The sequence below is a fragment of the Roseiflexus sp. RS-1 genome (assembly GCF_000016665.1).
In the GTDB taxonomy this organism is placed as follows: Bacteria; Chloroflexota; Chloroflexia; order Chloroflexales; family Roseiflexaceae; genus Roseiflexus.
This window is the reverse complement of record NC_009523.1, coordinates 60951-87451: the sequence shown is the minus strand read 5'-3', so window position 1 is coordinate 87451 and position 26501 is coordinate 60951. Positions and strand designations below refer to the sequence as shown.

The following is a 26501-nucleotide window of genomic DNA, read 5'->3' as shown; positions in this document are numbered from 1 at the left end:
CTGTTCGGCTTGGTCGCGTTGAAGGACACGGCTACCCAACACTCCGCGGCGATCTCGTGAACCTGGCGCAGAACGGTATACCGTGTCCCGTTAGATTATACTAGGCGCAGCGTTCGCAGAGGAGGATTCTCTATCGCGTCACTCAGACGCAGTTTTCGTTTTCAGGGTTCTCTGCACCCTCGGCGTCTCTGCGGTGCGTTTTTGCAGCGTATTGTATCCGCCTGTCTGGATCGTGCACGTTTCCGTGGACGGGGAACCCTGCCTCAGTCCACGGCAGACCTCCGGGCTGTTGCCGGGGCGGGGATGGTCTTCAAACAAAAGGTACAGAGGTTGCTCATGAACAACGACACCGGTACGACGCAATCAAACGCGACCGAAGAACTGACCGACAATGGTGTGAGCGCGCGGCGCAAAGCCCTTTCGGCGATTTTGCTGCTCGTGCTGTTGCTGCTGATCCTGCTGCTGTTCGCCGCAGCCGTCGAGCGTACCGATATTATCAATTTCACATCTGCGCACCTGGCGCTGCTTACGTGAGTGGAAGACGACGTTTACACACTTGCCGCCGAGCAGGGGCTTGATCTCGAAACCCTGCGCGCTGCATTGATCGCCCTGCGCATGCACGCGGGAGGTGATGCGTTTTATGTCTTCTGGACGCCTCGTGGGAGTGCTTCTTCCACGCCGACGGACAAACGCGCCCGTGTATTGCTTGCTTTTCCTTCTCCCGACGCTGCACTGGGTTTTGCGCAACGCAATCGTTTGACCCAACCGCCAACCGTGCCGCGTCTGCGTCGCCTCTCGCTCGTGCAACTGTTGCGCGCTGTGTTGCGTGAACCGGCGATCACCGCGTTGCACCTGGTGTTCGACGCCGATGATCTGCAGACATATCCGCCGGGGCATCTTCCCCCCGGTTTGCACCTGACCCGTGATGATCTGCTGCGCCTGGTCGGGGGGCGATAATCTCGTGATTCAATGTCACAGCACCCGAAGCCGCGACATGTGCACGCTTCGCTGCTGCATGTCTGCGCCGATAGCGGCAGGCTTGCAAGCGCCTGAAGAATACGCTCGCCAGAGTACAGGCTTCCCCCGCCCGCCAGCGCCTTTTTCTCTCCTGGCAACGTGCGAAGGATAGCGCTGCCAACAGTTCTCACAGAGGTAGTGCCACGTTAGGTTGAATTTTACACTTTTTGCGACCTGTCTTTTACGCGCAAACACGGGTTTGGTCTGGTGTAAAATTCGCCCTAACACGATACTGTTGACGCCCACCGACACCTCTGGCGTGATCGCGGTTGCCAGACCAACATAACATCATCGCCAGGAAGAGCCGACGGTCGCTCGCCACATAATAGCCGCTTTTGTCGTGATTGACACGCTGATGGAACAACTGAGGCATTGCAGTGATGTGCGGGCGCGGGGCCCCGACTCGGAAATTCTGACGATTGCGGTCGTCGCCGCTGGAGAAGAGAAGTGAGCGAAGAGGAAAGAGGAGTGAGAGTCGCTCGTCACGCACGTCCGTCTCGCTTCTCTTTTCTCTTCCCTCACTTTTTGTCGTGCATGGGTGCCGCTGTCGGTCCGAGCGAATCGGCGTCGTGCGCTTCAATCGTCGCTTGCATCAGCTCGCCGATTGGATGGCCTGGATTCCGGAGGTGTTGGGGGAGGTGTTCAGGTCAGGGCGCAGCGGTGCTGCGCCCATACGTCATCATCGCTAGCCTTCCCCTGCCAGTCTGCTGCCGGGCGCGCGCCCGGCGCTGTCGGAAGGCGCGCGGACGCGAATGCTGCGGGTATTGTGCGGCGAAACGGGAGAAGTTCTTTGGATAGCGTTTGCATCTGGTCTGCCGACCGGATGGCGTGCCCCTGCGCGTTCAGATGCTGCCCGCAGGGGTGCACGACCTGACCACCCCCCCCACCCCTCTTTTAGGGGCGGACAGAACAGGCGTGTCACATGCATGCTGTTTCCTTAGACTGCGACCCGCAGGTGCTCACGCTTGCCGACCCGGCCGGTGCGGTGCACCGGGGTGGCGGCGGGTCGGGCGGACTGCCAACACTCGGTCGACCAATGTGGTGCATCGAAGCGGACCAACTCCCAGGTGATGGCTGGCGGCTCGTCCTGCCAGAGCCGCTGCCAGAGCCGGTCGCGCCCCACGAAACAGGCTGTCGCGGGCGTGCCAGGGACGCCGCCGCCCCGCGCGGGGCGGCTGATTCAGGATGGTCTGGGCGGCCTCCTCCCCCAGACAGCGCGTGATCAGCGTCGCCAGCGCCAGCACCAACACCAGCACCGACTGATGGGCCACGTCCCGCACCTGGCTGGCCTCCCATTGCCAGCCGCTGGTCTTCCAGTCGCGGAACAAGGCCGCGATTGCCGCCCGTCGCCGATACGGACGCACCAGATCCCAGGCGGGCGGCAGATTACTCACCAGCAGGAGCGGTTCTGGACAGCCGACCCGCCAGGAGGCCACCACGCTGACGGGGCGCCAGCCCTGCTTCTTGAAGGCCTGGCCACGCCCGCACCAGCGCGTGCCGGCCTGTGGGATCAGGGTGCTGAAGGCCTGCATCCGGCCGTCGTCGTGGCGCAGACAGGTCTGGCGCTGGGCGCGCACCAGATCCTGCCAGCCGTGAGCCGCCACCAGGTCCGTGAAGGCCGGGCAGCCGAAGGCACGGTCGGCCAGCACCGTCACGGACGGTCCCGCCGGCAGGATGGCCGCCACCTGCGCCAGCAGGGTCTGGCAATCGGTCCAAGAGGCCTGCGGATGCGGCTGCTGGGCGGGCCAGCGCACCCAGGCCAACGGCAGCGCCCGGCCGCGATACCACAGCGCCGCCACCAACGTGCGCACCACATCGCTGTGCCCGCTTTCGTCGACGATCAGCCAGACCCGCTGGTCGGGACGCAACCGCTGCAGCACCCGGCGCACAACCCGCCCGTCCATCGGCGCCGCTGCCCCCAACTGGGGATCATTCACGATGCGGCGCAGTCGGCGTTCGTGACTGGCCGCCTGGGCGGCGCCCAGCGCGATGTGGGTCTGGGTCGTGGCGACCCGCCGCAGGACGACCGTCCCGGCCAGCAAGACGCCGACCACGAACAGCGCCAGCCGCTGGCGGGTGGCGCGCGGCAACGGGTCGTCGCCAGCGCGCAGCAGCGTCTCGACAGCATCGGTCAGGTGCGGTATGCTGGACATGAGTCTGGCTCCTTCTGCGATAGTTGGTGGTACATCTATCATAGAAGGTTCCAGGCTCACGGTCATGTCCGACCAGGGCCAAGGCCGCAAGCGCTCATCCGTTCTGTCCGCCCCTAAACCCCGCGCGCGGAGGGGACTGGGGGGGTGCGTATGGACTGCCCGCCGGGGCGCGGCTGTTGGGCGGAGCGACCGTAAGGGCGAATAATTATTCGCCCTTACCGCCTTACGGTCGCCCTTACGGTCGCCGCACCAGCGCCGCTGATGCGGCGAACATCCTGGCGGAAACGGGAGTGCGCCTGGTCCCGGTGCGCCGGGCGAAGATGCGTCCGCACGCCTGGTTTATGGATGCCATTGAATTGCGCGCGTATCGTCGTGGCGTCGAGATGACGAACGGTCAACCGTCAACTGGAGAAGATGGGCGCTGGACGCTGGACGGCAGGCGCCAATGCCGGGTTTGAACTGAAGGCGCCTTGATACGCGCTCATTGCACGCATCTGTACGAACATGAACGAGCAATCAAGGTAATAACTATATAGCACACCTCTGGGTAAAATACAAATTCAGGCGCGCCCGGAACGAAACTCCGGCGGAAACTCACGCAGGTTGCGTTGTGGATCGAGACAGGTCAGTTCCACGTCGGCTTCCACGCACACCTGTCCATCGCGCTCGACGCGCTGCTTGAACAGCCCACGGTACGGCGATTGCAGGCTGAAAGCGGAAACAACTTCGAGCGTGTCGCCGAGTTGTGCAGCGCGCTTGAAACGAATGTTCATCGCATAGACGACGATGTAGTATCCCAACCGATTCCACTCCCAGATCGGCTTGCCGAACCGTTCGACATACTCGCTGCGCGCTCGCTCCATGTATTTTAGATAGTTGGCATGATAAACGACGCCCAGGGCGTCGGTGTCTTCGTAGTAGACTTTGCAGATCAGACGGTGCTCCACGCAGACTCCTGTTCGCTTCAATCACGGTACAGCATACCCATGACTCTACCGCAAAAACGCACCACCAGGACGCAGAGTGCGCAGCGCCATCTATTGCCCGCTGCGTCCGCTGCGCCTCTGCAGGAGAATAACCTATTCAGGAGACGCAAACATACAACAACGCATTCCGATGCGCCATCAGCACAAAACAGATTTCCGTCCTCCGATGTGCGCTCTCCGAGATCAAACAGGCGCTATGTCGCCGACACGTATGGTGTGTTTCCGTCCGGTTCGGGATCGCTCGTTACTTTACCGGTCTTGCGGCGTATACCCGGTCATCTCAATATACCCGCTGCCTGCGGCGCTGCCACTGATTGCAACCGCTCCTTCCCAGTAGACGACGGTGACTGGCAGTTCCTGATCCGCCAGCAGCGGCGTCAGTGTCAGGTCAATCGCCTCATCGGGCACGCGCAGCCGCCAGCGCGCCGGGTAGGTTGCCCCGCTGCGCGGGCTTGTCCAGTAATCGAGGGGTTCTGCCAGCACCTCATCGTGATTCAGACGCCGCGCGTTCCCGGCGACATCAACCAGCACTCCTTTGCTGTATGGATCGATGCCTCCATTGCGCAGACGCAGGCGGTAGAACATCAGGTCGCGTCCATCGTCCAGGTGCAACGCGAACCAGTCCCAGCCAACCTGATCCTCGCCAAGCGCGCTGGTGCTCCACTCGCGATCCATCCAACCCAATCCGCTGACCTGATACAGCGTTTCGCCGATGCGCACCGTTCCGCTGATCGGCATGCGGGTGAAGGAATAGTAGTACGATGCGTTGCCGATCTCGGCGCTCTTCTGGCTCAAACCGCGGTCTCCCTGCAATACCGGAGGTTTGCCGGCTGTCAGGGTCAGGTCGAGCGCCACACCATCTTCAGCAGCGCGCAGGCGCATCGGCGTCCCATCGGCGCCGAGACCTTCGGCGCTCCAGTCTTCGAGCCAGACGCGGAACGGTTCGCTCTGCGCCCCTGCAAGCCCGGCTGCGCCGCGACTAAACCGTTCGAAGGCATAGAACCTGCCGCCGCTGATGTCGCTGAGGGCGAAATGCGCCATGTAGATGCTGCTGGAAGCCCACGCCGACGATCGCTCCGCTTCACCAGGCATCAGTCCGGTGCGAAAGATGGTGAACTGAAAGCCGAAGCGTCGCCCCTCGACTGACTGGAGGTTGCCGGTGTAGTACCACCATTCGATGGCGTACTCCGGGTGTGGTCCGTGGTCGCGGGGGAAGGTGAAGGGACGCGGCACCGTCGCGCGGGCGAAGCCGTCGGCGTTGCCGCCTGCCATTGCTTCGGCGACGGCGAGCCGGGCGCGGGGTTCAACGACCGTCGCCGGTGCACTGCATGCCGCCAGGATTGTCAGCGCCGCGATGAGCGCGAAGATTCGAATAATCATCAGACACCCGTTACGCCAGCGTTTCGGCGACATCCTCTTCAGCGCGTTCGCGGGCAGAGCCGATCGAGAAGTATTTCGCCTCAGGATGGTGGATCACAATCGCCGCCGTGCTCTGCTCCGGCACCAGTTGCCAGGCTTCGGTGAGCGTCACGCCGATCTCAGCCGCTGGAAGCACCCTGAACAACTTCTCGTGCTCTTCCAGGTCGGGGCAGGCGGGATACCCCCAGGAGTAACGCTTGCCCTGGGTTCCTTTCAGCCCCAGTTGCCGGCGGATGAGACGGTTCGTATACTCGGCGAGCGCCTCCGCCAGCGATACCCCCAGCCCATGGATGAAGTACGCACGCGAATAATCGCCGGATTGCTGCAACGTCTCGGTCAGGTCGTCGACTTTGCGCCCCATGGTTACGATCTGCAACCCAACCACATCGTACTCGCCGCTCTCGCGTGAACGGAAATAGTCAGCCAGGCAGAGACGTTCACGCTCCGGTTGACGCGGGAAGACGAAGCGCGTGAGTTCGCGCGGCTGGGCGCCGTTGAGCACCGATGGCGGATCGTAGACAATAACCTCGTGCCCGTCACTCTGGCAGGGGTAGTAGCCATAGACCACTTTCGGCTCGAGCCAGCCATCGCGTTCGGCTTCGCGGATCAGATCGCGCACTTTTGCATCAAAATCCGCCTTCAGGTGTTCCCACTCTTCGCCTTTCGCATTCTTTGCTCCCCACTGAAGCCGGTAGAGCGCATTGCGATCCAGGCATTCGACCACATCCGCCAGTTTGATGCGCGTCAACACGCGCGCACCCCAGAACGGCGGCGTCGGAACCGGCACATCGGTTCGCACCGCCGAGCGCACCTTCGCCGTATCGCTCAATGTTGCGCGCCCCAGTTCCGCCAGCGCCACGCGACCGCGTTGCTTCTTGCCGAGCGCCTCAGCTGCTTCCGCTTTCGTGCGTTCGATGAATGTTGCGCGGGTGGACGGATCCACCAGAGCGTCGACCGTTTCCAGACCCTCGAATGCGTCTTTACAGTAGAAGACGCCAGGTTCGTAAGGAGTGTGGTCATCAACGAACAGAATGCGCTGCCCGTACTGTTTGTTGATCGCCGCACCGCCGACCAGCACCGGGAACTTGAGACCACGCCGGTGCAATTCCTGCACGCAGAGCGGCATCTGCTTCGAGGTGCTCACCAGAAGCGCCGACAGACCAATCGCGTCGGCGTTGACTTCGACCGCCTTCTCGATAATGGTGTTGATCGGCACCTGCTTCCCCAGGTCGTACACCGTATACCCGTTGTTGGCAAGGATCGTATGAACCAGATTTTTGCCGATGTCGTGAACATCGCCGTACACCGTCGCCAGGACGATCTTGCCTTTGGTGACCCCTTCGAGTTTTTCCAGATACTGCTCCAGGTGCGCAACCGCTTTCTTCATCACCTCGGCGCTCTGCAATACGAAGGGAAGGATCAACTGACCCGCGCCGAACAGGTCGCCGACCTCCTTCATCGCAGGGAGCAGCACAGTGTTGAGCACATCAACCGCAGCACTATTGCGGAAGGGCGAGGCGAAGATCGCCTCCCGCGAGGGATGCGCCGGATCGAGGGCGCTATCGTGGATGCCTGCACGCATCTCCGCCTCGCGGATGCGTTCAGCGATGACCGTATCGATATCCTGCTCGATGCCCTCTTTCTTGCGGTGCACGATCTTCCAGTGGACGCGCTGCGCCGCTGTCATCCCCTCCGTCGGATCGACGCGCTCGGTTTTTGCTGCCGATCCGTGCTCCTCGAAGAACTGAATGAACCGCGCCAGCGCCTGCTCGTCGCGGTCGAAGATCAGGTCTTCGCAGACCCTGATCTGCTCCGGCGGAATCTCGGCATACGGCATCACATGCGCCGGATTGATGATCGCCGTATCGAGACCGGCATCGACTGCATGTTTCAGAAACACCGAGTTGAGCGCTGCACGCGCGTACGGTGCGACGCCGAAACTCAGGTTGCTGACGCCGAGGGTGGTGAAACAGCCGGGAATATGCTGCTTCACCAGGCGAATACCCTCGATTGTTTCGATCGCTGCGCGGCGCAACTCGGGTTGACCGGTCGTGATAGGGAAAGTCAACACATCGAAGATCAGCGCTTCGGGCGGCACGCCGTACTCGTCCTGCGCAATCTGAGCGATACGCCGGGCGATTGCCAGTTTACGTTCGGCAGTGTGCGCCATACCTTCTTCATCGATGGTCATGGCGATCGTTGCCGCACCATAGCGCGCCACCAGCGGCATGGTGCGGTCAATCTTATCGCCACGACCGCCTTCGAGCGACACCGAGTTGACAATCGCGCGACCGGGGTAGATCGCCAGCGCCGCATTGAGCACATCGGCTTCGGTCGTATCGATCGCCAGCGGCAGTTCGATGTTCATGGTCAACTTCTTCAACAGTCTGACCATCATCTCACGCTCGTCGGATCGCTCGGTCATTGCCACGCACACATCGAGAATATGTGATCCTGAATCGACCTGCTCGCGCGCGACTTCAAGCACGCCGTCGTAGTCATCGTTCAGCAGCAGGCGCTTGACTTTACGCGAACCGAGGGTGTTGACCCGTTCGCCGATAATGGTCAACGTCCCTTCCTGGCGCAATGCAGCCGCGCGCACCCCCGACGAGACGCTGGGGATGTACTCGATGTCACGCACTTTCGGCGGCGTCGCCGCGCCGACTACCTGGCGCAAACGGCGAATGTGCGCCGGGCGGGTGCCGCAGCATCCTCCAACGACCGCCACTCCATACTCGTGGACATACTCCCCCAGAATGCGGGCGAACGGCTCCGGCTCCATCGGATAGACCGTCTCGCCATTCACCTCGATCGGCAGACCGGCGTTGGGAATGCAGGAGATCGGCTTGCGCGAGTGGCGGGTCATATACCGGATCGCCTCGCGCATATGTTCAGGACCGGTTGAACAGTTCAGCCCGATGACATCGACCGGCATCGCTTCCAGGGTGGCAACGAGCGCTGGCACCTCGGTGCCAAGCAGCATCTTGCCGGAGAGATCGAGGAACACCTGCGCCTGCACGGCGACATCAGGACGGTTAAGATCCGCTTTCGCGCGACGAATGCCGTCGAGTGCTGCTTTCACTTCAAGAATGTCAACGCTCGTCTCGACCAGCAGCACATCGACCCCGCCTTCGATCAGCGCCACCGCCTGTTCGTAGAAGATATCGGAGAGTTGATCGAACGTTATATCAGAGAGCGACGGATCATCGGAAGAGGGCAACTTGCCGGTCGGTCCCATCGAGCCGGCGACGTAACGCGGACGACCATCACGCGCCTCGAACGCATCAGCAACGCGCCGCGCCAGGCGCGCAGCGGCGACATTGATCGCATGCGTCTGATCGGCAAGCCCCCATTCCTCAAGCCGGATGCGGGTCGATTGGAACGTGCATGTTTCGAGCACATCTGCGCCTGCTTCCAGAAACGAGGTGTGGATCTGTTCGATGACATCCGGGCGAGTCATCACCAGATAATCGCGGGCGCCGAAAGTGTTTTCACCGCCATAGTCCGCAGCCGTGAGATGGAATGTATCGATGCTGGTGCCCATAGCGCCGTCGTAGATCAGGACGCGCTCGCGCAGGGCTTCAAGGTAGGTTGGCTTCTTCAAGGAAACACCTCGTGATACTTCATATCCGAACTGTCTGCACGTGATGATCGGGCTGGCGGGTGCGATGATTGCGCTTTCTCGCTTGTGCAGCAAAAAACCCCACGCGCCCGCGTGAGGTTCCGGAAGCCTCATCACCACTCATCTTCCAGCCTGCGCTGCCGGAATTGCCACCCTATAGCCTGCCAGTGTCGAGAAGCGGCGCGTATCGCACCGGCTGCTCGATCCAGTGGCTACGGGTTGGCGGAGCTTCATCGGGCCGGTCCCTCCACTCCTCTGGATGAGCAAATTTGTCTGATAGTATAGCATGGGGAAAGAAACAGCGTCAATGTCAATTGATTCATCGGGTGTGGCATAAATCGTGTACGCACTGGCAGCAGGGGTACATCTATCGCTTCCCTGCGTCACATCCCGCCACCCCGCCACCCTGCCGCAGCCGATGCCTTGCGCTGCGTCTTCCGGTGCGTTATACTCCGCCTGCATCCCGCGTCTGTCATTCTCTGCGAACGCACGACGGGCGTGGTATACTCATAATGCGCTGCATTATGACATTGCGGTAGGGAGACGGGCATGGATGCGCCGCTCAGGATTGCGTTATTCGGCGCGCTGACCGTACAGATCGGTGATCGCACGCTACCCGACTCCGTCTGGCGTTCCCGGCAGGAGCAGCGTCTGCTTGCCATTCTCGCTGCAACCCGGGGGCGGGTTATTGCTGCCGGGCGATTGTGCGAATGGCTGTGGCCTGATTCGGACAGCGCCAGCGCATCGGTAAACCTGCGGAGCGCAATCAGCAACCTGCGTCGTGTGCTGGAACCAGAGGCTGACCGCGCTTCACGCCGGTATATTCTGACCCGCTCCGGCGGGTATGCCTGGAACAGAGAGAGCGGCGCGTGGATCGATGTCGATGAGTTTCTAACGCTGACCGAATCACTCGCCGGTGGTCAGACGACCGGTTCGATGGAGCAGGGTGAGGCGGACCTGGAGCGGGCGATTACGCTCTATCGCGGCGACTTTCTCGAAGATGAGCAGGAACTGGCGTGGGCGGCGATGGAGCGTGAGCGGTTGCGTGCACGCTACCTCGACGCGCTCCGTCGTGTGGCGGAGATCAAACTCGACCGCGGCGACCCGATGGCTGCGGCGGCGCTTGCCGGTCGCGGCATTGCCATTGCGCCTCTCACCGAACCGCTCTGGCGCATCCTGATGCTGGCACAGGCGCGGTCAGGCGACACGGCCGGCGCGCTTCAGAGTTACGAGCGCTACCGTCATCTGCTGGACCACGAGTTGGGCGCTGCGCCGTCGCCTCAGACACAGGCGCTGCATATGGCGATCCTGCGCGGCGATCCTGGTTCCTATGCGCCTGCTGCGGTCTCCTCATCGCACGAAAACCGTCATGATCGACAGCGGATCGAACCGCGCAGTCCACGTGCCGGACAACGTTCTCCGGGATCGGCAGCAACGCCGATTGTCGGACGTCAGGAGGAACTGGCGTTATTGCACCGCTGGCTCGCCGATCTTGATCGGCGTAGCGGCGGAATGGTCACCATCGTCGGTGAAGCGGGGATTGGGAAGACGCGCCTGATAGCAGAAACGCTGCGCACTGCCGCCGACCGGGGCGCATTTACGCTTGAACTGCGCGCCACGCCGCTGGATCAGGGGTTGCCCTTTGCTGCGGTCGGAGAGATGCTGCGCCCCTTGCTGCGCAATGTACCGGAGTATCGTCTTCGTCAACTGCCGCAGTTTGCACTGGCGCAGATCGCCGATCTTTTTCCGGTGTTGCGGGAACGGTTGCCGGATCTGCCTGAACTGTCGGATGTGCCGCCTGAGGAACGGCGTAACCGACAGATCGACGGTCTGTGTGAACTGGCGCTTGCGCTGGCGCGCACACTCCCGCTGGTCGTTGCGCTCGATGATGCGCAGTGGGCGGACGATGCAACGCTGGCGACGGTCGGGCGCCTCGCCCGTCAGGCGTCGCGCCGGGCGTTGTTGCTCATCCTGGCATACCGCGCCGATGAACTGAGTGATAACCCGGCGCTCCACAATCTGTTGCGCACCCTGGGACGCGATATGATCCTGCGTCCGCTGGTGCTGGGTCGCCTCGATGCATCGGCAGTTGCTGAACTTCTCGCCGGACTTGCCGGAGTTGAGATCGGGCGGGTCGCACATCTGGCGCCCCAACTGGTCGCCAGCACCGGCGGCAATCCTCTGGCATTGATGGTGACAGTCCAGGCATTACTGGAGAGTCGCGGGGCGCCATCGCTCGCTGCGTTGCTGCCCGACCTCGAAGCAGGTATGCCGTTTCCCGATCCGACCGAAGCGCCGCAGATGCGTGAACTGGTGCGGGCGCGCATTGATCGATTGCCGCCGCACGCACGCGATCTGGCAGAGCATCTGGCGCTGATCAGTCGTCCGGCGTCACTCGACCTGATCGAACGTCTGGGGGGCGCGGATGCGCTCGAAGCCGCGCAGATCCTGCTTGAGCGTCAGATACTTATTGAGAATGACGATACGCACCTTGCGTTCAACCATGACCTGGTGCGCTCGATCATCGCGGCCACCCTCTCTGCGCCGCAGCGTCGGCGGTTGCACCATCGGATCGGCGCCGCGATGGCAGCGCTTGAAGGGCATCGACCGGAGCGTGCTGCCGAGATCACCTATCATTTTTGCCAGGCTGGGCGTTCTGCCGATCGCGACGTGCTGCGCTATGCGATTGATGCTGGCGATCATGCGCGGCGCGCGTTCGGGTATCGTCATGCGTTGCACCACTATGATGCCGCTATTGAAGCGGGCGAACGTCTCGGCGCTGAGGCGCCGGTCGAGATGATGCAACGCGCCTTTGCCGGACGGTTGCTGACGTGCGAGACGCTGCTGGACTGGAACGGGTTGGAAGAAACCTCTGCGCGCTATGAGCGCTGGGCGACGCAGCGTGGTGTAACGCCGCCAACGCTCGTTGCGCCGCGTCGGTTGGTGCTGCTGCGTGCGCTGATGGGCGATCTGGCGGGCGCCGCTGCAATCAGCGCCGCGCATGCAGCGCGCACACAAAAAGGCGGTTGTGTCGAACCGCTCCCCTCGATTGCTGATATGCTCTGGCGCACGGCGTTGATCCTGCAGCCCGATCCGCTTCCTGCCGCTGCCGAGCGCTCACGCGCTTCCCTGCGCGACCGTCGCAGCAGGGTCGATGATCCGCTTTTCGTCCAGGCGGATACTGTTTCACGTGAAACAGATGAACAGGGCGTCCAGCACGCCGATGTGCTTCCTTCGAATGATGTTGATGCGTCCTGGCGGACATTCCCGTCATTCACTCCGGCCCCTCCTGTTCCAGGCAATCCAGCGGAAGAACTGCCGGAACTGCTCGGACCGGACGAAGCGGCAGCGGCGCTGTTCCAGATCGGATGGGCGGCGTTGATGCAGGGATTGCTGCGCGACGCACGCCCTTGTCTGACACAATCATATACGCTGGCGGTTGAAACCGGTCAGGCGCCGGCCGCCGTCGTCTCGGCGTTGCAACTGGCGCACCTGAACGCGCTCGCTGGCAAGCCTGACGAAACGACTATCTGGCTGGAGCGCAGCCTGGAAACCGCCGCGCGAGCATCCGAAGCGGCATGGGCCTCGATCTGGCCCCGCATCCATCAGGGCTTCCTCTGGTTGATCGATGATCGCCTGGCGCTGGCGGAACAACGCTTTGTTGAAATGGCAGCGCGTCTCGCTGGCGTAGCGGCATTTCAGTCGCACCGCGCCAGTGTGGTCGTGGGGATGGGCATGGTAGCGCTGGCGCGCGGCGACCTGACCGGCGCCGATGCGTATTTTCACGAGGCGTTGCGAGCGCCGCATCAACTGTACGGTTTCATCTATGTCAGCGCGCACCTTGGTATAGCACGCCTCGCAGCGTTGCGCAACGACCTGCCGGGGGCGCGGACGATGCTGCTGCACACCCTCCACTACACGGTGCAACGGGCGCTCCTGCCGGAGTATGTCCGCACCGTCATCGAAGTTGCCCGCATCGAACGTGACTTCGGCGATCCTGCACCGGTACTGGCGCATCTGCGCAGTGCCGCTCGTCTTGCACGCAGCGCCGGACTTGCGCCGCTCGCCGCAGCGGCATCTGCTCTGTCTACCCGTCTGGAGGAGAGTCATCGTGTCCCCTGAGACCATTACCCGTCACGAAGCGCCTGGCGGCGTCCGTATCTATCGCCTGCCGATCCGTGTCTTTCCGAACCTGACAGCAAATGTATATGTGGTCATTGCAGGCGATTATGCAGCACTCGTCGATACCGGCAGCGGATTAGGCGACAGTGATGCCGATCTGCGCACCGCCTTCGCTGCACTGCGTTCCGATTGGAATGAACGTCTGACCTGGACCGATCTGCGTCGGGTCATTATCACCCACGCCCATATCGACCACTACGGCGGTTTGACGGCGCTGCGCAGCCTGACCGACGCGCCGATCGCCGTTCATGAACTCGACCGACGCGTTCTGACACATCACGAGGAGCGGTTCGTTCTGGCGCGCCGCGCTCTTGCCGCATTCCTTCGCCGCGCCGGAGTGTCATCCGCAAAGCAGACGATCCTGCTGCACCTGTACGGTTGGAGCAAGAACCTGTTCCGTTCGGTCGATGTCGCCACGACGTTTCGTGAAGGAGATGTGATTGATGACCTCTTCCGAGTCTACCACGCCCCCGGTCACTGTCCGGGACAGGTCTGCCTTCAGATTGGCGATGTGCTCCTCAGCGCCGACCACGTCCTGCCGCAGACGTCGATCTTCCTGCCGCCGGAGAGTATTACCCTCTCTACCGGTCTTGACCACTACCTCAGGGCATTGCGTCTGATCGATGCGCTGCCCGACATTCGCCTGGCGCTTGGCGGGCATGGCGCCCCAATGGATCACATCCACGACTGGATTGTGCGCATTATCGATGCGCAGGAGCAGCGACTTGAGCAGGTGCGCGCCCTGTGCCGCGAACCGCGCACGATCGCAGAACTCACCGCCGCACTCTACCCGGGCGTCAACGGGTATGAGGAACTGCTGGCGTTGCAGAAAGCCGGAGCGTATGTCGAGTATCTCGATATGCGCGGTGAACTGACCATCGCCAATCTGGCCGATGTTGACCTGGATGAAGGGGTTGCGCCGCGCTACTGGAGGGGGTGAAGAGAGGTGAGAGGTGAGAGGGTTGAAGGTTGAAGGTTGAAGTGGGATGCGGCAATCCAGGTGCACACACCTTGCAGCGCTCAGGTCAGTATACCCTGGTGGTCGGCAGCGAACGGGATGCCGCGACCGGCGCATACGAACTGGGCGTCTATGACCTGCCGCCGCCACGAGAGTTCACCATCGACATCGATGCCGTGATCGATGGTGACCAGCCGGCGCCAGGCGCCGGACGCATCGAAACCCCCGGCGCTAAAAATGTGTATCTTTTCGAGGCGCAGGCCGGTCAGAAAATTATCGTAACGGTCTCCAGACGCGATCCGGCAGTGGGGCAGTTGACGATGACGCTGCGCGCACCTTCCGGGGCGGAGGTGTTCAGCACCTGTCTGGGGTGCGGCGATCCTGGAGAGCAGACCCTTCCAGAAACCGGCGTCTACCGCTTGATCGTCGGCAGCGATAAAAATGAGGGCGTCGGCGCGTTCGCACTGCGGATCGCACCGGCGCCATAATGGAAGCGTTGAACGTTTATACCGGACAGATCAGGTTGAAAGGGCAGGTGTCGCACTGTGAACCAAACGACGGTTCCCAGCGCCGCTCGTGCATCGCTTCGAGCAGACGGTCGATCTTTGCCGTGTGGTTCGCCAGTACCCGCTCAGCGTGCGTGACCCGCACTGTCTCGCCTGTTCCCGTAAAGGCAATCGCAAGTTCATCAGGAGGATGACCCACCTCCTGACGCGCCAGCGCATACAGGATCATACGCTCCGAGAGATGATCATTGCCACGCGGCGCACCGGGCCGCACCCATACCCACCGCGTCACTCCGTCCTGCGTCTCCTCTCGATCAATCCGCACTTCGATCACCCCAGCCGGTCGCCGCACCAGCACGCGCCGGTCTACCCGCTCAGGCGCGATTCGCCCGCTTCGCAGGTCATTCCACACCACCTGAACGTGCTGTAACGTCTCGGTGGCATAGTCTTCGGCGTAGAGCACCGTGTCGAGTTCGTACCGCTGCAACTGACCGAATACCAGCGATCGTACTGCATCGTCATCGGCAGGCAGAACACCCGCACGCGCCTGTTCCGTCAGCGTCCTGACGCATTCGCGGATTGCCTGATGCATACGTAAAAACGGCGAAAGATCGTCGTACAACTGATATACGTACTGATACAGAAAGCGCCGTTTGCAACCGTCGAGATCGATACTCGAAGCCGGTAACGGCATACGCGGCGCTGGTGTGTCGTGCAGCCGCATCGCAGGCGCTGGATTCGGACAGGTTGCCCCGCCGATGACTGATCGAACGATCCAGGGTGCGCCATTCCCGTCACCATCGCCGGGTAACAACGAAGAACGTTCCGCTGCTCTCTCGCCATTGCCCCGCGTCAGTGCGCGACTGAGCACCAACCGGTCACGTGCGCGAGTCATCGCCACGTAGAGAAGGTAGCGCTCCTCCTGGTCTTCAGGCTCGATCGAACCGCGAATAAGACCGGCAGGCAATGACAATCCACGCTGATTGCCCCGCGCCGGGAAGCGTCCCTCCTGCAATCCTGGTACATACACAATTGGAAACTCCAGCCCCTTTGCAGCGTGGACGGTCATGACCCGCACGGCATCCGCCTGCCCGCCGATCAACGGTCGTGGTTGCACACCGGCAGCGCGCAATGCGCGAATGTAGGCGATGAAGTGCGGCGCACCGCTCTCCTCCGGTGTTGCAAGACGCACAAAGTTGCGCGCAATCGCAATCAACTGACCGAGTGTGGCAAGTTCCCGTTGTGCGGCATACTCACCCCGTGCAGCGCGGTTCAACCGTTGCCGCATCGCCTGACTCTGCTCGAATAGATAGGTCGTCAGCGCGTGCCAGACATCCGCTTCTCTCTCCAGCGTTTCGACGATAGTCTGAAGCCGTGTGAGCGTCTGTCGGGCGGTTTCACTCAACTGCGCAAGAACCGCCGGATCGCGAGCGGCGCGTGGAAGCGCCTGTTGCGTCTGTCGCGCCAGACTGACAAGCAGGTTGAGGTCGTTGGGATCAAGACGGTGATCGGGCATCGTCAACGCTCGCAGCAGACCGGCGCTGTTCGTCGATCCAATCTGGGCGCAGATTGCCAGGACATCCTTCACCTCTGACGCCTCGAACACGTTGCCCGGATGATCGACCGGAATGCCGTGCGCTTCGAGCACAGCAGCAATTGCGCTCGCCTGTTCGTGGGTGCGGCAGAGCACTGCATGGTCGTGGAAACGCCAGCGACGAATGAACAGGGGTGGACGACGCAGTGCACGTCGCATCTTCCGGCAGTGCAGCATCCACGGTTGCACGGCGCAGCGCGGCAATCCCCTGCCTCGACCGGATCGCGCCCGGCGCAGAATGTCGTGCGCAATTGCTGTATGTTCATCCTGACTGTGCGGTGCAACTAGTTCGATAACTGCGTGACCGCCGCCGGTGCGTTGCGCCTGCAGCAACGGACGGGTTGCAGCGCGAGGATCGCTGACCATCACTGCGGCGCTGGCATCGAGGATCGGTTGCAACGAGCGGTAGTTGCGCGTCAGATAGCGAACCTGCGCCGTCGGGTAATGGTGCAGGAACTCATCGAGATTGGCCGCCGATGCGCCGCGAAAGCGATAGATGCTCTGCCAGGCATCGCCGACCGCCCACACCCGTCCGCGTCCACCATCGAGCAGCCGGATCAACTCGCCCGAAGCGTAGTTGATATCCTGAAATTCATCGACCAGAAGGTAGTGGTAACGCCGACGGAGATCGGCAGCGATTGCCGGATCGTGCAGCGCCCTCACCGGTAACACAATCAGATCGCCATAGTCCAGTGCGCCCGCCTCGCGCAGGATCGCTTCGTAGCGCGGGTAGATCTGTGCCAGTTCGCGTAACGCGGTCGCCCGTCGCACCGCGCGCTCGCGCGCTTCGGTGGCTTTGCGCGAAGCGCCAGGATGATCCTGCTCCGCCTGTCCGATCAGACGCTCCGCTTCCTGCTCCGCCGCACGCGCGAACTCTTCCGGCGACCACAGTTCATCCTTGATCCGGCTGATCGCCTGAATAATCGTCACCAGATGACGGGTCGGTTCGCGCAGGTCTTTGAAATACGCCAGGCGCAGATCGTCCAGGCGCTTCGAGAGCAGAAGAAAGAGATCGGCAGTATCGAGAAGCCGCACATCCGCCGGCAACCCCAGTCGCGCCCCGTAGATGCGCAGGATATTCAGTCCCCACGAGTGAAACGTACTGATCTCCACACGTCCGGCAAGGCGTGGCGCTGCCTGACGCAGTGCAGCAATGATCCGCTCGCGCATCTCCTCCGCCGCCCTGTTCGAAAACGTCAGCGCCAGGATCGATGCCGGATCGACCCCCTGATGCACCAGTGACACATACTTCGCCACAATGCTGCGCGTCTTCCCGGTACCCGGTCCAGCCGCAAGCAGCAGCGGCAGCGGCGCATCGACTGCCGCCTGTTGCTCCGGGTCCGGCGTGAACGACGTATGTCGGGTAACGGTCGATCCGTCGGGTGGTGTCAGCGGATCGAGACAGCAGACATTCACCAGTTGCGCGCGGATGGCATCGGTTGAGACGGCAAACTGCGCTGCAAGCGACTCAATGCTCCAGTCCGCCTGCTGAACCGCCTGCCAGAGTTCCTCCGCCGGCACGAGCAATTCAAGCGCAAACAGGTTCGCCTCCTGTTCGCGGCGCTCGCGCCGGTTGTACGAACGAACCGCCGTCTCATCGTCGGCGCCTGCGGCACACTCATCGAGCGTTTCGTCGGTATCGCGGAACGGGCCGGCATCCAACCCTTCGAGGTGCACATGACCAATCTCGTGGGCAATCACGAAGCGCTGACGGGTCGGTGAAAGATCGCGCTGCACCCGGATGACGTCGTGTTCCGGCTCGACCTTCCCCTGAATACCGGCGGCGAGCACATCCCGGATGACCGTCAATCCCCAGATTTCCTCTACAAGGGTATCAAGCGACAGCGGATGGTTGAGATCATCACTGCCGACGCGCTCATAGTAGGAGCGGCGCACATCACAAGCCGCAGCGCGGATCTGTTGTCGGCGAACGCTCATAGCACATCAGACCAGGCGGCGCGCTCTTCCTCAGTTGGCGCACTGTCAACAAATGCCTGCGCAAAACTGACCGTCGGCTCTTCCGGCTCGATGATGCCATCATCGGCGTGCAACCGGGCTGAAGCGCTGACCGGCGGCGGCGCCAGCAGCGCTGCCCGGATTGTAGCGACCGGTGTGTGCAACGCATCGGCAAGACGCTCGATCAACCGCTCTGGAATGGTGGTTGCGCGCACCTTGCCGCGCTCCAGACGCGCCAGCAAACTGACCGGCAGAGTCAGTTGTCGCGCCAGACGCCCGACGCTCAACTGTCGCTCCCGGCGGAGATCGGTCAGATTTCGCGTCGGTTCGCCGCGGAGTTCACGCTCCCAGGCAGCGTGCGCCAGCGCCAGCGCGCGATCGGCAAGCGCTTCCTCCGTCGCCGTCGGCGCCACCGGCTCATCCGGTTCACCGAGCGTCAGATTGAATTCGAGAAACGCGCGCAACTCCTCGCGCACTTCCGGCGGTTCCTGCGCCACAAACGCATCGAGACTGATGATCTGGCCAGACTCAAGCAGTTCCTCATAGCGCAGCGCCGCCTCGATAAAATACGAACGGTCTTTCATAACGCCCCCTCGCCGGTCAGAATCTGTTTCAGTCTTTTGACCGCGCGATGATGAATGTGCGTGACATTTGCAGGCGACATGCCGAACTGCCGGGCGATATCCACGCTCGCAACACCATCAAGACGCAGGGTGACAACCTGACGTTCGATCACGGGCAGTCTGGCGATAGCCGCATCGAGTCGGGCGCGGATCTGTTCTTCCTGGTATGCATCAGCGTGCTGTTCCAGCGTTTTGTCTTCAATCATGCGATGAAGCGGCAGACCATCATCGCCCGTCGGTGCATCCAGACTAAGAAAAGATAAGGGGTTGGTTTGATCTGTTTTTCTTCGCTCGAAGAGAATGCGGTTGACCGTCGAAGTGATATACGCGCCGAACTTGCGCTCCATACTGCCGAAGCCTGGACTGCGCAGATCGCGGTGAAGTTGCTCGATAACCGCGAGCAAAACATCGCCGAACGCATCCTCAGTCAATCCATACTGCCGTACGCGACCAATGAGCCAGTTGCGCATCGCAAGAATGACGGCATCAAGGTCGGACTGAAGTTCAGGCGTCAGCGTGCCGCCTGTCGTCAACACCGCGCGGATGCGGACGACGCGCGCCTGACACTCCTGAACCACCTCATACCAGGAACGTTCCTGTGCCATCGCATCAACCGCCTTTGTCAGACCGCCAGAGCCTCAACTGCACCATCCCCCTCGGCGCCCGTCGGTTCTCAGTTCTCAGTTCTTAACACACGCTGCTGCAATTGTCAACCGCTGAAGATGAAAAAACGGGCGCGCCTCTGTCTTATCGTGTTCATAAACGAGCGCTATGCTGAGCGCAACACGCGGTGCAGACGCTGCGTATCTCAAGACAAAGCGAGCGCCGCATCCGGACAGGAGGAGGCAGCAATGATCGCCAAAAGCAATCACGCGCGCGTGCGACAGGCGCAACGCAACCTGACGGACGACGAGGTGGCTTTCATTATGCGACATGGTCGTCGCATTCGCAGCGGCGGCGCGCTGCACATTTTCCTGGGGCGGCGGGACATCCCGGACGACCGGGCGATATTTCAAAAATATCATCATCTGGAAGGCGCCACCCTCGTCATCAATGACAAGGGGTACACCCCGGTCCTCATCACCGTCTACCGCAACCGGCGCGCCCTGCGCGACATTCGCCGCAAACAGAAGTATAATCGGACGGTGTCGGTAGAGATGTTGGGTTAAGGATCGAAGGCTTGAGCAGGACACCCTCCCGTCGGCTGTCGGCTGGCGGGAGGGTCAGAATCTGCCAGATCATGACTTCAATGCAAAAACGCACCGCTGAGACGCCGAGAACGCAGAGAATGCCAAAAACGAAACGTGGTTTGATGCGTAGCGAAGCACACGTCTGAGCCAGACTGGAACACGGATTGAGAGGCCCTCGTGAGTCGTCGTGAATTTCTCTAACTTTTGCTGGCCACACTGACAAACATACCACTTTCAGCATGCGCTGACATCCTCGATCTGCAACCTCCACTCTGGCAAGCGCGCCGCTGACGAGATTTTACCCTTGCTCAAGCAGGTCTTCGCCTGATAATGTGCGTTGTCGGCGTATGCAGGACGAATCCTCGTCAGTCCTTCGCTACCCCAATGCGCGCCAGTGTTTGACGTTGCTGGCGTTCGTTTCGTTACAGATATCAGCGAATCTCTCAGAAAAGGCGCAGTCGTGACCGGTTGCACATATGGTGCATCAGCGACCGACGCCTGCAATTACCCTGCAACGGCGCAGCAACTCAAGAAATACTTGACATCATGCCTGTACTCACAGTACACTGATGCAGTGCGGCTGCACATTTTGTAATGACACGCGCGACCCGGCATGACAACAGCACAAGGCGTGCAGCATCCTGTGACCGCATCAGAGCGTTCTGTATCATCATCCGCCGATTTCCTGCGCCGCCTGCGTCGTCTGGTGCTCGACGAAGCCGACAGTCAGCGCCAGCAGATCGTGCAAACCTGGTCGAAGCCGATCTCCGAGCGCGTAGCCCAGGGAGACGCCATTGAAGGGGTGCAGGTCGTTTCTGTGACGCCGGAAGGGATCGTCGAACTTGCCTGCAACCGCAACGTCTCTCGTTTCCGTGAAGGTGATATCCTGCTGCTGAACCGCGGCAATCCCTTCGAGGAGCCGCGCGTCCCCTGTACGCTCGAAGTCGATGACGAAACGCGCCTCCTGGTCTCGACCGACGATCCCGGCGTCAATTGGGGACGAATCCTGCACCAGCGCACCGGATGGGTGCTGGATTACGGCTATGTCGACTTCAGTCCGTACATCCTCGACGCACTTGATCAGACTGCCGGGACAGCAGTCGGTCAGCAGCGCATCCTGCCCCTTCTGATGGGTCAGGTGAACCCGACGCTCGACTATGCTCGCTATGAGCGTGCATATGAGCGCGCAGAGCAGTGGGGGTTGAACGCGACGCAGTGTGAGGCGCTGGCAAATGCTTATGCCACCAACCTGACCTGGCTGATCCAGGGACCTCCCGGAACAGGCAAGACGCTTGTGCTTGCGCGTCTTGTGCAACTGCTCGTCGAGGATGGCGAGCGTGTGTTCGTAACCGCGTTCACGCACCGGGCGATCAACAACGCGCTGGAAAAGCTGGCTGAACTGGATCGTCTCGGTGATGCAGCGCCGGCGTCGTTCTGCAAAATCGGGCGTCAGGCAAGCGCCAGCGAAGGTGCAGATGTTCGGAACTACGAGACGTTCGAAGGGTCGCCGCTTGCTGAGTTAAGCGGCGGGTACGCAATTGGCGCCACGCCATTCGCAACGCGCACACAGCGTCTCAACGGTGTTGAGTTCGATACGGTGATCTTCGATGAAGCCAGTCAGATTACCATGCCTCTCGCCATTATGGGAATGCTGGTCGCAAAACGGTATATTTTCATCGGCGATCACAAACAGTTGCCGCCGGTGCTGACCGCGCGACACAGGGAGGCATGGCTCCGCGCCTCGGTGTTTGGCGCGCTTGTCGGGCGACGGTTCGACACGATGCTCGACGAAACCTATCGCATGAACGCTGAACTGACCGAATGGCCCAGCCAGCAGTACTACGACGGTCAACTCCGGTGTGCGTCGAAAGAGATTGCTCAACGTAGGGTTGCGTATATGCGACAGCCAACGCGCTTCGAGACTATTCTTGACCCGGAAGCGCCAAAAGTGTTTGTCGATCTGCACCATCGCAATGCCACTACAAGCAGCATGGCGGAGGCGAGCCTGATCTGTGATCTGATCGCTGAACTGCTGGCATGCGGCGTCAAACCCGACGAAATTGGCGTCGTCACGCCGTACCGGGCGCAGGCGCGCACCATTCGCAATCTGCTTCACTCCATGCCTCCCGACAGCGAACAACGGCGGAAGATTATTGTTGATACCGTCGAACGGATGCAAGGGCAGGAGCGCGATGTCATCTTGCTGTCGCTGACAACCTCGAATCCGGCATTTGCCGCCGGGATCGCCGATTTCTTCCTGCAACCGGAACGGTTGAACGTCGCCATCACCCGCGCCCGGGTGAAACTCATTATCGTGGGAAGCAGCCATCTGCTGTCCCTGGTCTCAGAGGATCCGGATATCCAGGTGTTGGTGGAACAGTTGAAAGAATGTATCGCCTCATGCGCGTATCGTACCTCCCCGTATGTGCGGTAATTTCGTTGTGAGACGCGCGTTGATGTGGAAGGGATCGTTCCGATATGGCTGTCATGTTTCCCAACACGCCGCCGAGCGCGCTCCCGCCTGAGACGGCGAAAGTCTTCCGGATGCTGAAGCGTCTGCTGCCAGATAGCGATTATGCCGTCTGGTTGCGGCTTGCCAGCGGAAGTACGCCCGGTCCCGATTTTCTGGTGTGCCACCGCTCTGCACGATACCTGCTGATTAAGGTATCACCAGCGACGCCGCAGGATGCTCGAACTGCCTTGCAGGGTCAGTTGTTCGGCGGTGGCGCGGCATTCGGGAGCGTCGCGCAGGAAGCCCTCCGTCAGTTCTGGTCGATGCTCAGCGCTTCCGCACAGGCGCTGGCGCCTGAACAGGTTCCGGGTGTCATCCTGTTCCCGAACATTTCCAACAACGATCTGCGTCAGGCGCTGCCGCCGGACATTCCGGCGACCGGGCGTGACGATCTGAGTCCGGAACGATTGCCCGCCTGGATCGAGTCGCACCTCGGCGCGCCGTTGACGGTCGGACAGACGATGGCGTTACGATCGATCTTTTCGCCCGAAGTTGTCGTTCCTGCATCCATGACTATTCGCGGGTCGCCGTTTCGGAACACATCAGCCGGACTAACCGACTGCCTCCTCAGCCCGGTGCAGGAATGGGCGCTCAAAGTTGATCTGGAACTTTCGGACGAAGCCGGGAGCGTGAGCCGTGATATGGGAGTGCGGCAGGTCAGCGGTGTGGCTGGCAGCGGCAAATCGCTGCTGGTCGTGTATCGTGCCCGTTTGTTGCGGCAGTATTTTCCACAGAAGCGCATTCTCGTGTTGACGTTCAATCGTCCACTGATCCGCGACCTCGAAGCGCGCTACTGGCGTCTCACCAACAACGACACAGGCGTCGAGTGGCAGACCTTTCACCAGTGGTGCTGGCGCCACAGGCCGTCGGATGAACGCTGGAACATCATCAGTGAACGTAAACGCGCCTCGGTGATTGCCGATGTGTGGCGTCAGCACCTGGCGGACACGTCGATATCCGAGCGGATGTTGCAGGAAGAGATCGACTGGTTCAAGGATCGGCTGTTGAACACCCGCGAGGAATACCTTGACGCCAAACGGTCTGGACGCGGTTTTGGCTTGAACGAATCGATGCGCAACCGTATGTTCGATGCGATAACCACGTATCGACGTTTAATGACTGCGCGAGGACTGCTCGATTGGGGTGATGTCCCGCGCCGTATCTGGCGCGCCCTTGTGGAAGGACGACTCCTGGTTGAGCCGTATGATTTTATTCTGATCGACGAAGCGCAGTTCTTTGCACCAATCTGGTTCGCAATCATCAAACGGATCCTCAAGCCTGCCGGTCATCTGTTCCTTGTCGCCGACCCGACCCAGGGATTTTTGCGGCGCGGGCAATCATGGAAAGAGATGGGATTGGAGGTGCGCGGGCATTCCGTGCGTCTCGACCGATCGTACCGCACCGCTCCCGCGATTCTCGATTTTGCTTCCCGCATGTATCAGATGCGTTTGCCCGATGATGATGAAGCGATCATCGCACAAGCCGCGCCTCAAGCGCACAATGAACCGCCGCAGGTCGTCGTGCTCGACAGCGAGCAGGACGAAATGACGCGTGTCGTCAATGAGATTCGTGCACTCCGCGAACGTGGCGTCGCGCTGGAGCACATCCTGGTGATCCATCCCGACTGGCAGGGCGTTGATCGGATGCTGGAACGCCTGCGACGGGAGTTTGGCAGTGCAGCGGTAGCCGATCCGAAGAAGATACCGCCAGGGAAGCATCTCCGGGTGTGCACCATGAATGCCGCAACCGGTCTCGAAAGCCCGATCGTCTTTGTGATGGGCGTACACCGCCTGTATCAGGCGGAACAGAACCCGATTCTGTCCGATGAAGAACGCGCTGCCCTGATCCGCGACAACACCCGCCGGTTGTACATGGCGTTGACGCGCGCCGGGCAGCGCCTGGCGATCACATGCGTCGGCGAACCACCGCCGTTCTTCGCGCAACTCAACGCCGTTCGGCAGGCTTCACCGGGCAGGTGTTGATGCCCAACACCGAGTAGAGCGGGCAGATGCCGATTGCCGCTGTAGCGAGCAGCACAAGCCCCACCACACCGGCAACGATCTGCCACACGCCGCTCAGCATCGTGAATCCGGCAATAAGCGCCAGCACGCCTACCACGGCGCGAATACCGCGATCCAGAGAACCTTCATTCTTCGTGAACATGGGTGATCTCCTTTCTGTTTCCAATGACAGGGTTGTGTCACTCTTGAAATGCAACACTCTGCGAAAGGTTACACACCCTGCCTGCCGGTCTGGTGCGTGTGTAACATTCGACGAAACTATCTTGACAACAGGAGCAGCGTTGCATCATACTGGTATCCCGAATTGCCCATTGATGCGCGTCCGTGCAGCACTGGGCAATTTTGATAGAGGCGCATATCCTCGGTTCTGCCTCTCCATTGAGTGATGTATCCAGACAGAATCAGGATATGGTGCTGGAACCGAACCATAACGATGATGCCCGGCAGCGTCGGGACGCTCAACATTGTGCAGCGGAGATAGTATGCAGACGGATATGCGCCAGTTTCTCATTGCATCAACCGATCCTATCGAACGCCGGCAGGCGCCAGCGCTCCAGATGATCCTGATCGCAATCAGCGTCGCAGCGCTGGTTGCGTTGATCGTCTTTCTCGCCGTGCTCGGCGTTAACCCAACCAGCGGAGTTCCTGCCGGTGGCGCCGTGCTGGTCATGCTGGCCAGTCTGGCAGGGGTGGCGGCGCTGCGTCGCGGCTACTTTCGCCTGGCAGTCCTGGTTCCATCCGCCGGTTTAATCGTGGCGGTGTTTTTCGTGACGGTCATCTACGGTTACCCGGCGGCGACGCCTTTCTTGCCGGTGATGTTCATACCGGTCATTCTGACCGGTTTGCTGATCGAAACGCGCCCGTTGCTTCTGATCGCGGCGGCGAGCGCCCTGATCACGGCGGCGATCTTCCTGGTCAATCCGGTGATCGCCCCGTTCACAACAATGGTTCAACCGCCGGGCGATCTGACCATCGTTGCAGTTGCTCTGTTTCTGCTCGTCCTCTTTGTGGTAACGACCATCATTGCACTGTTCGGTCCGGTATTGCGTCAATCGCTCATAGCAGCGCTGGCGCGTGAGCGAGAACTCGAACAGTTGCGCGATTCGCTCGAAGCAACGGTCAGCGAACGCACTGCCGGGCTTCAGGAAGCGCTGCGCACGGTTGAGCAGCGCGAGGCGCAGTTACAGCAGGCGCTCGCCGATCTCCAGGCAAGTCAGGTGACGATTCGTGAGTTAAGCGCGCCGGTTTTGCCGGTGCTGCCAGGGGTGCTGATTGCCCCCCTGGTGGGCGCGATCGATGAATCGCGCGCAACCGTATTTGTCGCCAATGTGTTGCGCGCGGTCGAGCGCGAGCGGGCGCAGCAGGTGATCTTCGATGTGACCGGCGTCCCGCTGATCGACACGCAGGTCGCCCGCATGATCCTCCAGGCGGCGGATGCGGTGCGTTTGCTCGGCGCACAGGTCATCCTGGTCGGGATCCGTCCCGAAGTCGCGCAGACGGTTGTGGGGCTGGGGGTCGCACTCGACATGAAAACCTACGCCGATCTGCAACAGGCGATCCATGCGTTGTCTGCCGCCTTCCCCGCCAGCGTGAACCGGTTGTCGCGCCCGCAGTAAGTGTTTCCATTTCTCCTGGGAGTAAGGGCATCTTGCCCTCGTAGACGCGACGAGGGCTTTCAGGCGCGGTTCCTCTGGATGTGAACAGTCGCCTCCTGCCTCCTGCGGTCGATTTGACGCCTCCGCTGTTCTATGGTATGCTCGCC

Annotated in this window: 18 protein-coding genes and 1 riboswitch; of the genes, 10 read left to right on the top strand and 8 right to left on the bottom strand. The window is 61.2% G+C overall.

Annotated elements, in window-relative coordinates; all coding sequences use genetic code 11:
* Window positions 1-336: 336 nt before the first annotated feature.
* Together ROSERS_RS00350 and ROSERS_RS00345 are read left to right on the top strand one after the other, a co-directional pair.
* Complete coding sequence (locus ROSERS_RS00350; RefSeq protein WP_232282730.1) at window positions 337-534, top strand: hypothetical protein; 198 nt, start codon at window positions 337-339, stop codon at window positions 532-534.
* The gene (locus tag ROSERS_RS00345; RefSeq protein WP_011954871.1) at window positions 535-957 is read left to right on the top strand and encodes a hypothetical protein; all 423 of its coding nucleotides are present in this window, start codon (window positions 535-537) and stop codon (window positions 955-957) included.
* A gap of 1019 nt (window positions 958-1976) precedes the next feature.
* On the opposite strand, the gene ROSERS_RS00340 is transcribed toward ROSERS_RS00345, so the two are convergent.
* Window positions 1977-3170, bottom strand: a complete 1194-nt coding sequence (locus ROSERS_RS00340; RefSeq protein WP_011954870.1) for a transposase — start codon at window positions 3168-3170, stop codon at window positions 1977-1979.
* 176 nt (window positions 3171-3346) lie between these two features.
* Between ROSERS_RS00340 and ROSERS_RS25650 the strand changes: the two genes are divergently transcribed.
* The gene (locus ROSERS_RS25650) at window positions 3347-3628 is read left to right on the top strand and encodes a hypothetical protein (RefSeq protein ID WP_157040908.1); all 282 of its coding nucleotides are present in this window, start codon (window positions 3347-3349) and stop codon (window positions 3626-3628) included.
* 102 nt (window positions 3629-3730) lie between these two features.
* On the opposite strand, the gene ROSERS_RS00335 is transcribed toward ROSERS_RS25650, so the two are convergent.
* The 3 genes from ROSERS_RS00335 to ROSERS_RS00325 form a co-directional block, all read right to left on the bottom strand.
* A complete protein-coding gene (locus ROSERS_RS00335; protein ID WP_011954869.1) occupies window positions 3731-4117 on the bottom strand; it encodes a YbgC/FadM family acyl-CoA thioesterase in 387 nt (128 codons plus the stop codon).
* 288 nt (window positions 4118-4405) lie between these two features.
* Window positions 4406-5536 carry a lipocalin-like domain-containing protein gene (locus tag ROSERS_RS00330; protein ID WP_011954868.1) on the bottom strand — a complete coding sequence of 377 codons (1131 nt, stop codon included), beginning with the start codon at window positions 5534-5536 and terminating at the stop codon, window positions 4406-4408.
* Between the two features lie 10 nt (window positions 5537-5546).
* Window positions 5547-9179, bottom strand: a complete 3633-nt coding sequence (locus ROSERS_RS00325) for a homocysteine S-methyltransferase family protein (protein ID WP_041334485.1) — start codon at window positions 9177-9179, stop codon at window positions 5547-5549.
* Between the two features lie 135 nt (window positions 9180-9314).
* Window positions 9315-9463, bottom strand: a riboswitch (SAM riboswitch).
* Between the two features lie 283 nt (window positions 9464-9746).
* Here ROSERS_RS00325 and ROSERS_RS00320 point away from each other — a divergent pair.
* The 3 genes from ROSERS_RS00320 (at window position 9747) to ROSERS_RS00310 (ending at window position 14825) form a co-directional block, all read left to right on the top strand.
* Complete coding sequence (locus ROSERS_RS00320) at window positions 9747-13319, top strand: BTAD domain-containing putative transcriptional regulator (RefSeq protein WP_011954866.1); 3573 nt, start codon at window positions 9747-9749, stop codon at window positions 13317-13319.
* Window positions 13309-14319 (top strand): MBL fold metallo-hydrolase, encoded by a 1011-nt coding sequence (locus ROSERS_RS00315; RefSeq protein WP_011954865.1) that lies wholly within the window; start codon window positions 13309-13311, stop codon window positions 14317-14319. The genes ROSERS_RS00320 and ROSERS_RS00315 overlap by 11 nt, the downstream gene beginning before the upstream one ends.
* Before the next feature lie 71 nt (window positions 14320-14390).
* Window positions 14391-14825 carry a hypothetical protein gene (locus ROSERS_RS00310; RefSeq protein WP_041332606.1) on the top strand — a complete coding sequence of 145 codons (435 nt, stop codon included), beginning with the start codon at window positions 14391-14393 and terminating at the stop codon, window positions 14823-14825.
* A gap of 16 nt (window positions 14826-14841) precedes the next feature.
* On the opposite strand, the gene ROSERS_RS00305 is transcribed toward ROSERS_RS00310, so the two are convergent.
* From ROSERS_RS00305 to ROSERS_RS00295, 3 genes are read right to left on the bottom strand one after another with little or no spacing between them, the layout of a single operon-like run.
* Window positions 14842-18375, bottom strand: coding sequence for a UvrD-helicase domain-containing protein (locus ROSERS_RS00305; protein ID WP_011954863.1), 3534 nt, complete (start codon window positions 18373-18375; stop codon window positions 14842-14844).
* On the bottom strand, window positions 18372-18977 hold the full coding sequence (locus tag ROSERS_RS00300; RefSeq protein ID WP_011954862.1) for a helix-turn-helix domain-containing protein: 606 nt from the start codon (window positions 18975-18977) through the stop codon (window positions 18372-18374). Before ROSERS_RS00300 ends, ROSERS_RS00305 begins: the two co-directional genes overlap by 4 nt.
* A complete protein-coding gene (locus ROSERS_RS00295) occupies window positions 18974-19621 on the bottom strand; it encodes an RNA polymerase sigma factor (RefSeq protein WP_011954861.1) in 648 nt (215 codons plus the stop codon). Before ROSERS_RS00295 ends, ROSERS_RS00300 begins: the two co-directional genes overlap by 4 nt.
* Before the next feature lie 246 nt (window positions 19622-19867).
* Here ROSERS_RS00295 and ROSERS_RS00290 point away from each other — a divergent pair, with 246 nt between their 5' ends.
* The 3 genes from ROSERS_RS00290 to ROSERS_RS00280 all read left to right on the top strand — a co-directional run bounded on the left by ROSERS_RS00290 (window position 19868) and on the right by ROSERS_RS00280 (window position 24700).
* A complete protein-coding gene (locus ROSERS_RS00290) occupies window positions 19868-20185 on the top strand; it encodes a DUF4258 domain-containing protein (protein WP_011954860.1) in 318 nt (105 codons plus the stop codon).
* 634 nt (window positions 20186-20819) lie between these two features.
* The gene (locus ROSERS_RS00285; RefSeq protein ID WP_011954859.1) at window positions 20820-22640 is read left to right on the top strand and encodes a DEAD/DEAH box helicase; all 1821 of its coding nucleotides are present in this window, start codon (window positions 20820-20822) and stop codon (window positions 22638-22640) included.
* Between the two features lie 44 nt (window positions 22641-22684).
* Window positions 22685-24700, top strand: a complete 2016-nt coding sequence (locus ROSERS_RS00280; protein WP_011954858.1) for a UvrD-helicase domain-containing protein — start codon at window positions 22685-22687, stop codon at window positions 24698-24700.
* Here ROSERS_RS00280 and ROSERS_RS00275 read toward each other — a convergent pair.
* Window positions 24663-24881 carry a YgaP family membrane protein gene (locus ROSERS_RS00275; RefSeq protein ID WP_041332603.1) on the bottom strand — a complete coding sequence of 73 codons (219 nt, stop codon included), beginning with the start codon at window positions 24879-24881 and terminating at the stop codon, window positions 24663-24665. The genes ROSERS_RS00280 and ROSERS_RS00275 overlap by 38 nt on opposite strands.
* A 352-nt stretch (window positions 24882-25233) precedes the next feature.
* Here ROSERS_RS00275 and ROSERS_RS00270 point away from each other — a divergent pair, with 352 nt between their 5' ends.
* On the top strand, window positions 25234-26355 hold the full coding sequence (locus ROSERS_RS00270; protein ID WP_157040907.1) for an STAS domain-containing protein: 1122 nt from the start codon (window positions 25234-25236) through the stop codon (window positions 26353-26355).
* Window positions 26356-26501 lie beyond the last annotated feature (146 nt).

Excerpts from the sequence above, each read along its gene's own strand:
- ROSERS_RS00350 (WP_232282730.1), top strand. The coding sequence starts at position 337 with ATGAACAACGACACCGGTACGACGCAATCAAACGCGACCGAAGAACTG.
- ROSERS_RS00340 (WP_011954870.1), bottom strand. The coding sequence starts at position 3,170 with ATGTCCAGCATACCGCACCTGACCGATGCTGTCGAGACGCTGCTGCGC.
- ROSERS_RS00330 (WP_011954868.1), bottom strand. The coding sequence starts at position 5,536 with ATGATTATTCGAATCTTCGCGCTCATCGCGGCGCTGACAATCCTGGCG.
- ROSERS_RS00320 (WP_011954866.1), top strand. The coding sequence starts at position 9,747 with ATGGATGCGCCGCTCAGGATTGCGTTATTCGGCGCGCTGACCGTACAG.
- ROSERS_RS00305 (WP_011954863.1), bottom strand. The coding sequence starts at position 18,375 with ATGAGCGTTCGCCGACAACAGATCCGCGCTGCGGCTTGTGATGTGCGC.
- ROSERS_RS00300 (WP_011954862.1), bottom strand. The coding sequence starts at position 18,977 with ATGAAAGACCGTTCGTATTTTATCGAGGCGGCGCTGCGCTATGAGGAA.
- ROSERS_RS00295 (WP_011954861.1), bottom strand. The coding sequence starts at position 19,621 with ATGGCACAGGAACGTTCCTGGTATGAGGTGGTTCAGGAGTGTCAGGCG.
- ROSERS_RS00290 (WP_011954860.1), top strand. The coding sequence starts at position 19,868 with ATGATCGCCAAAAGCAATCACGCGCGCGTGCGACAGGCGCAACGCAAC.
- ROSERS_RS00285 (WP_011954859.1), top strand. The coding sequence starts at position 20,820 with ATGACAACAGCACAAGGCGTGCAGCATCCTGTGACCGCATCAGAGCGT.
- ROSERS_RS00280 (WP_011954858.1), top strand. The coding sequence starts at position 22,685 with ATGGCTGTCATGTTTCCCAACACGCCGCCGAGCGCGCTCCCGCCTGAG.
- ROSERS_RS00275 (WP_041332603.1), bottom strand. The coding sequence starts at position 24,881 with ATGTTCACGAAGAATGAAGGTTCTCTGGATCGCGGTATTCGCGCCGTG.
- ROSERS_RS00270 (WP_157040907.1), top strand. The coding sequence starts at position 25,234 with ATGCGCCAGTTTCTCATTGCATCAACCGATCCTATCGAACGCCGGCAG.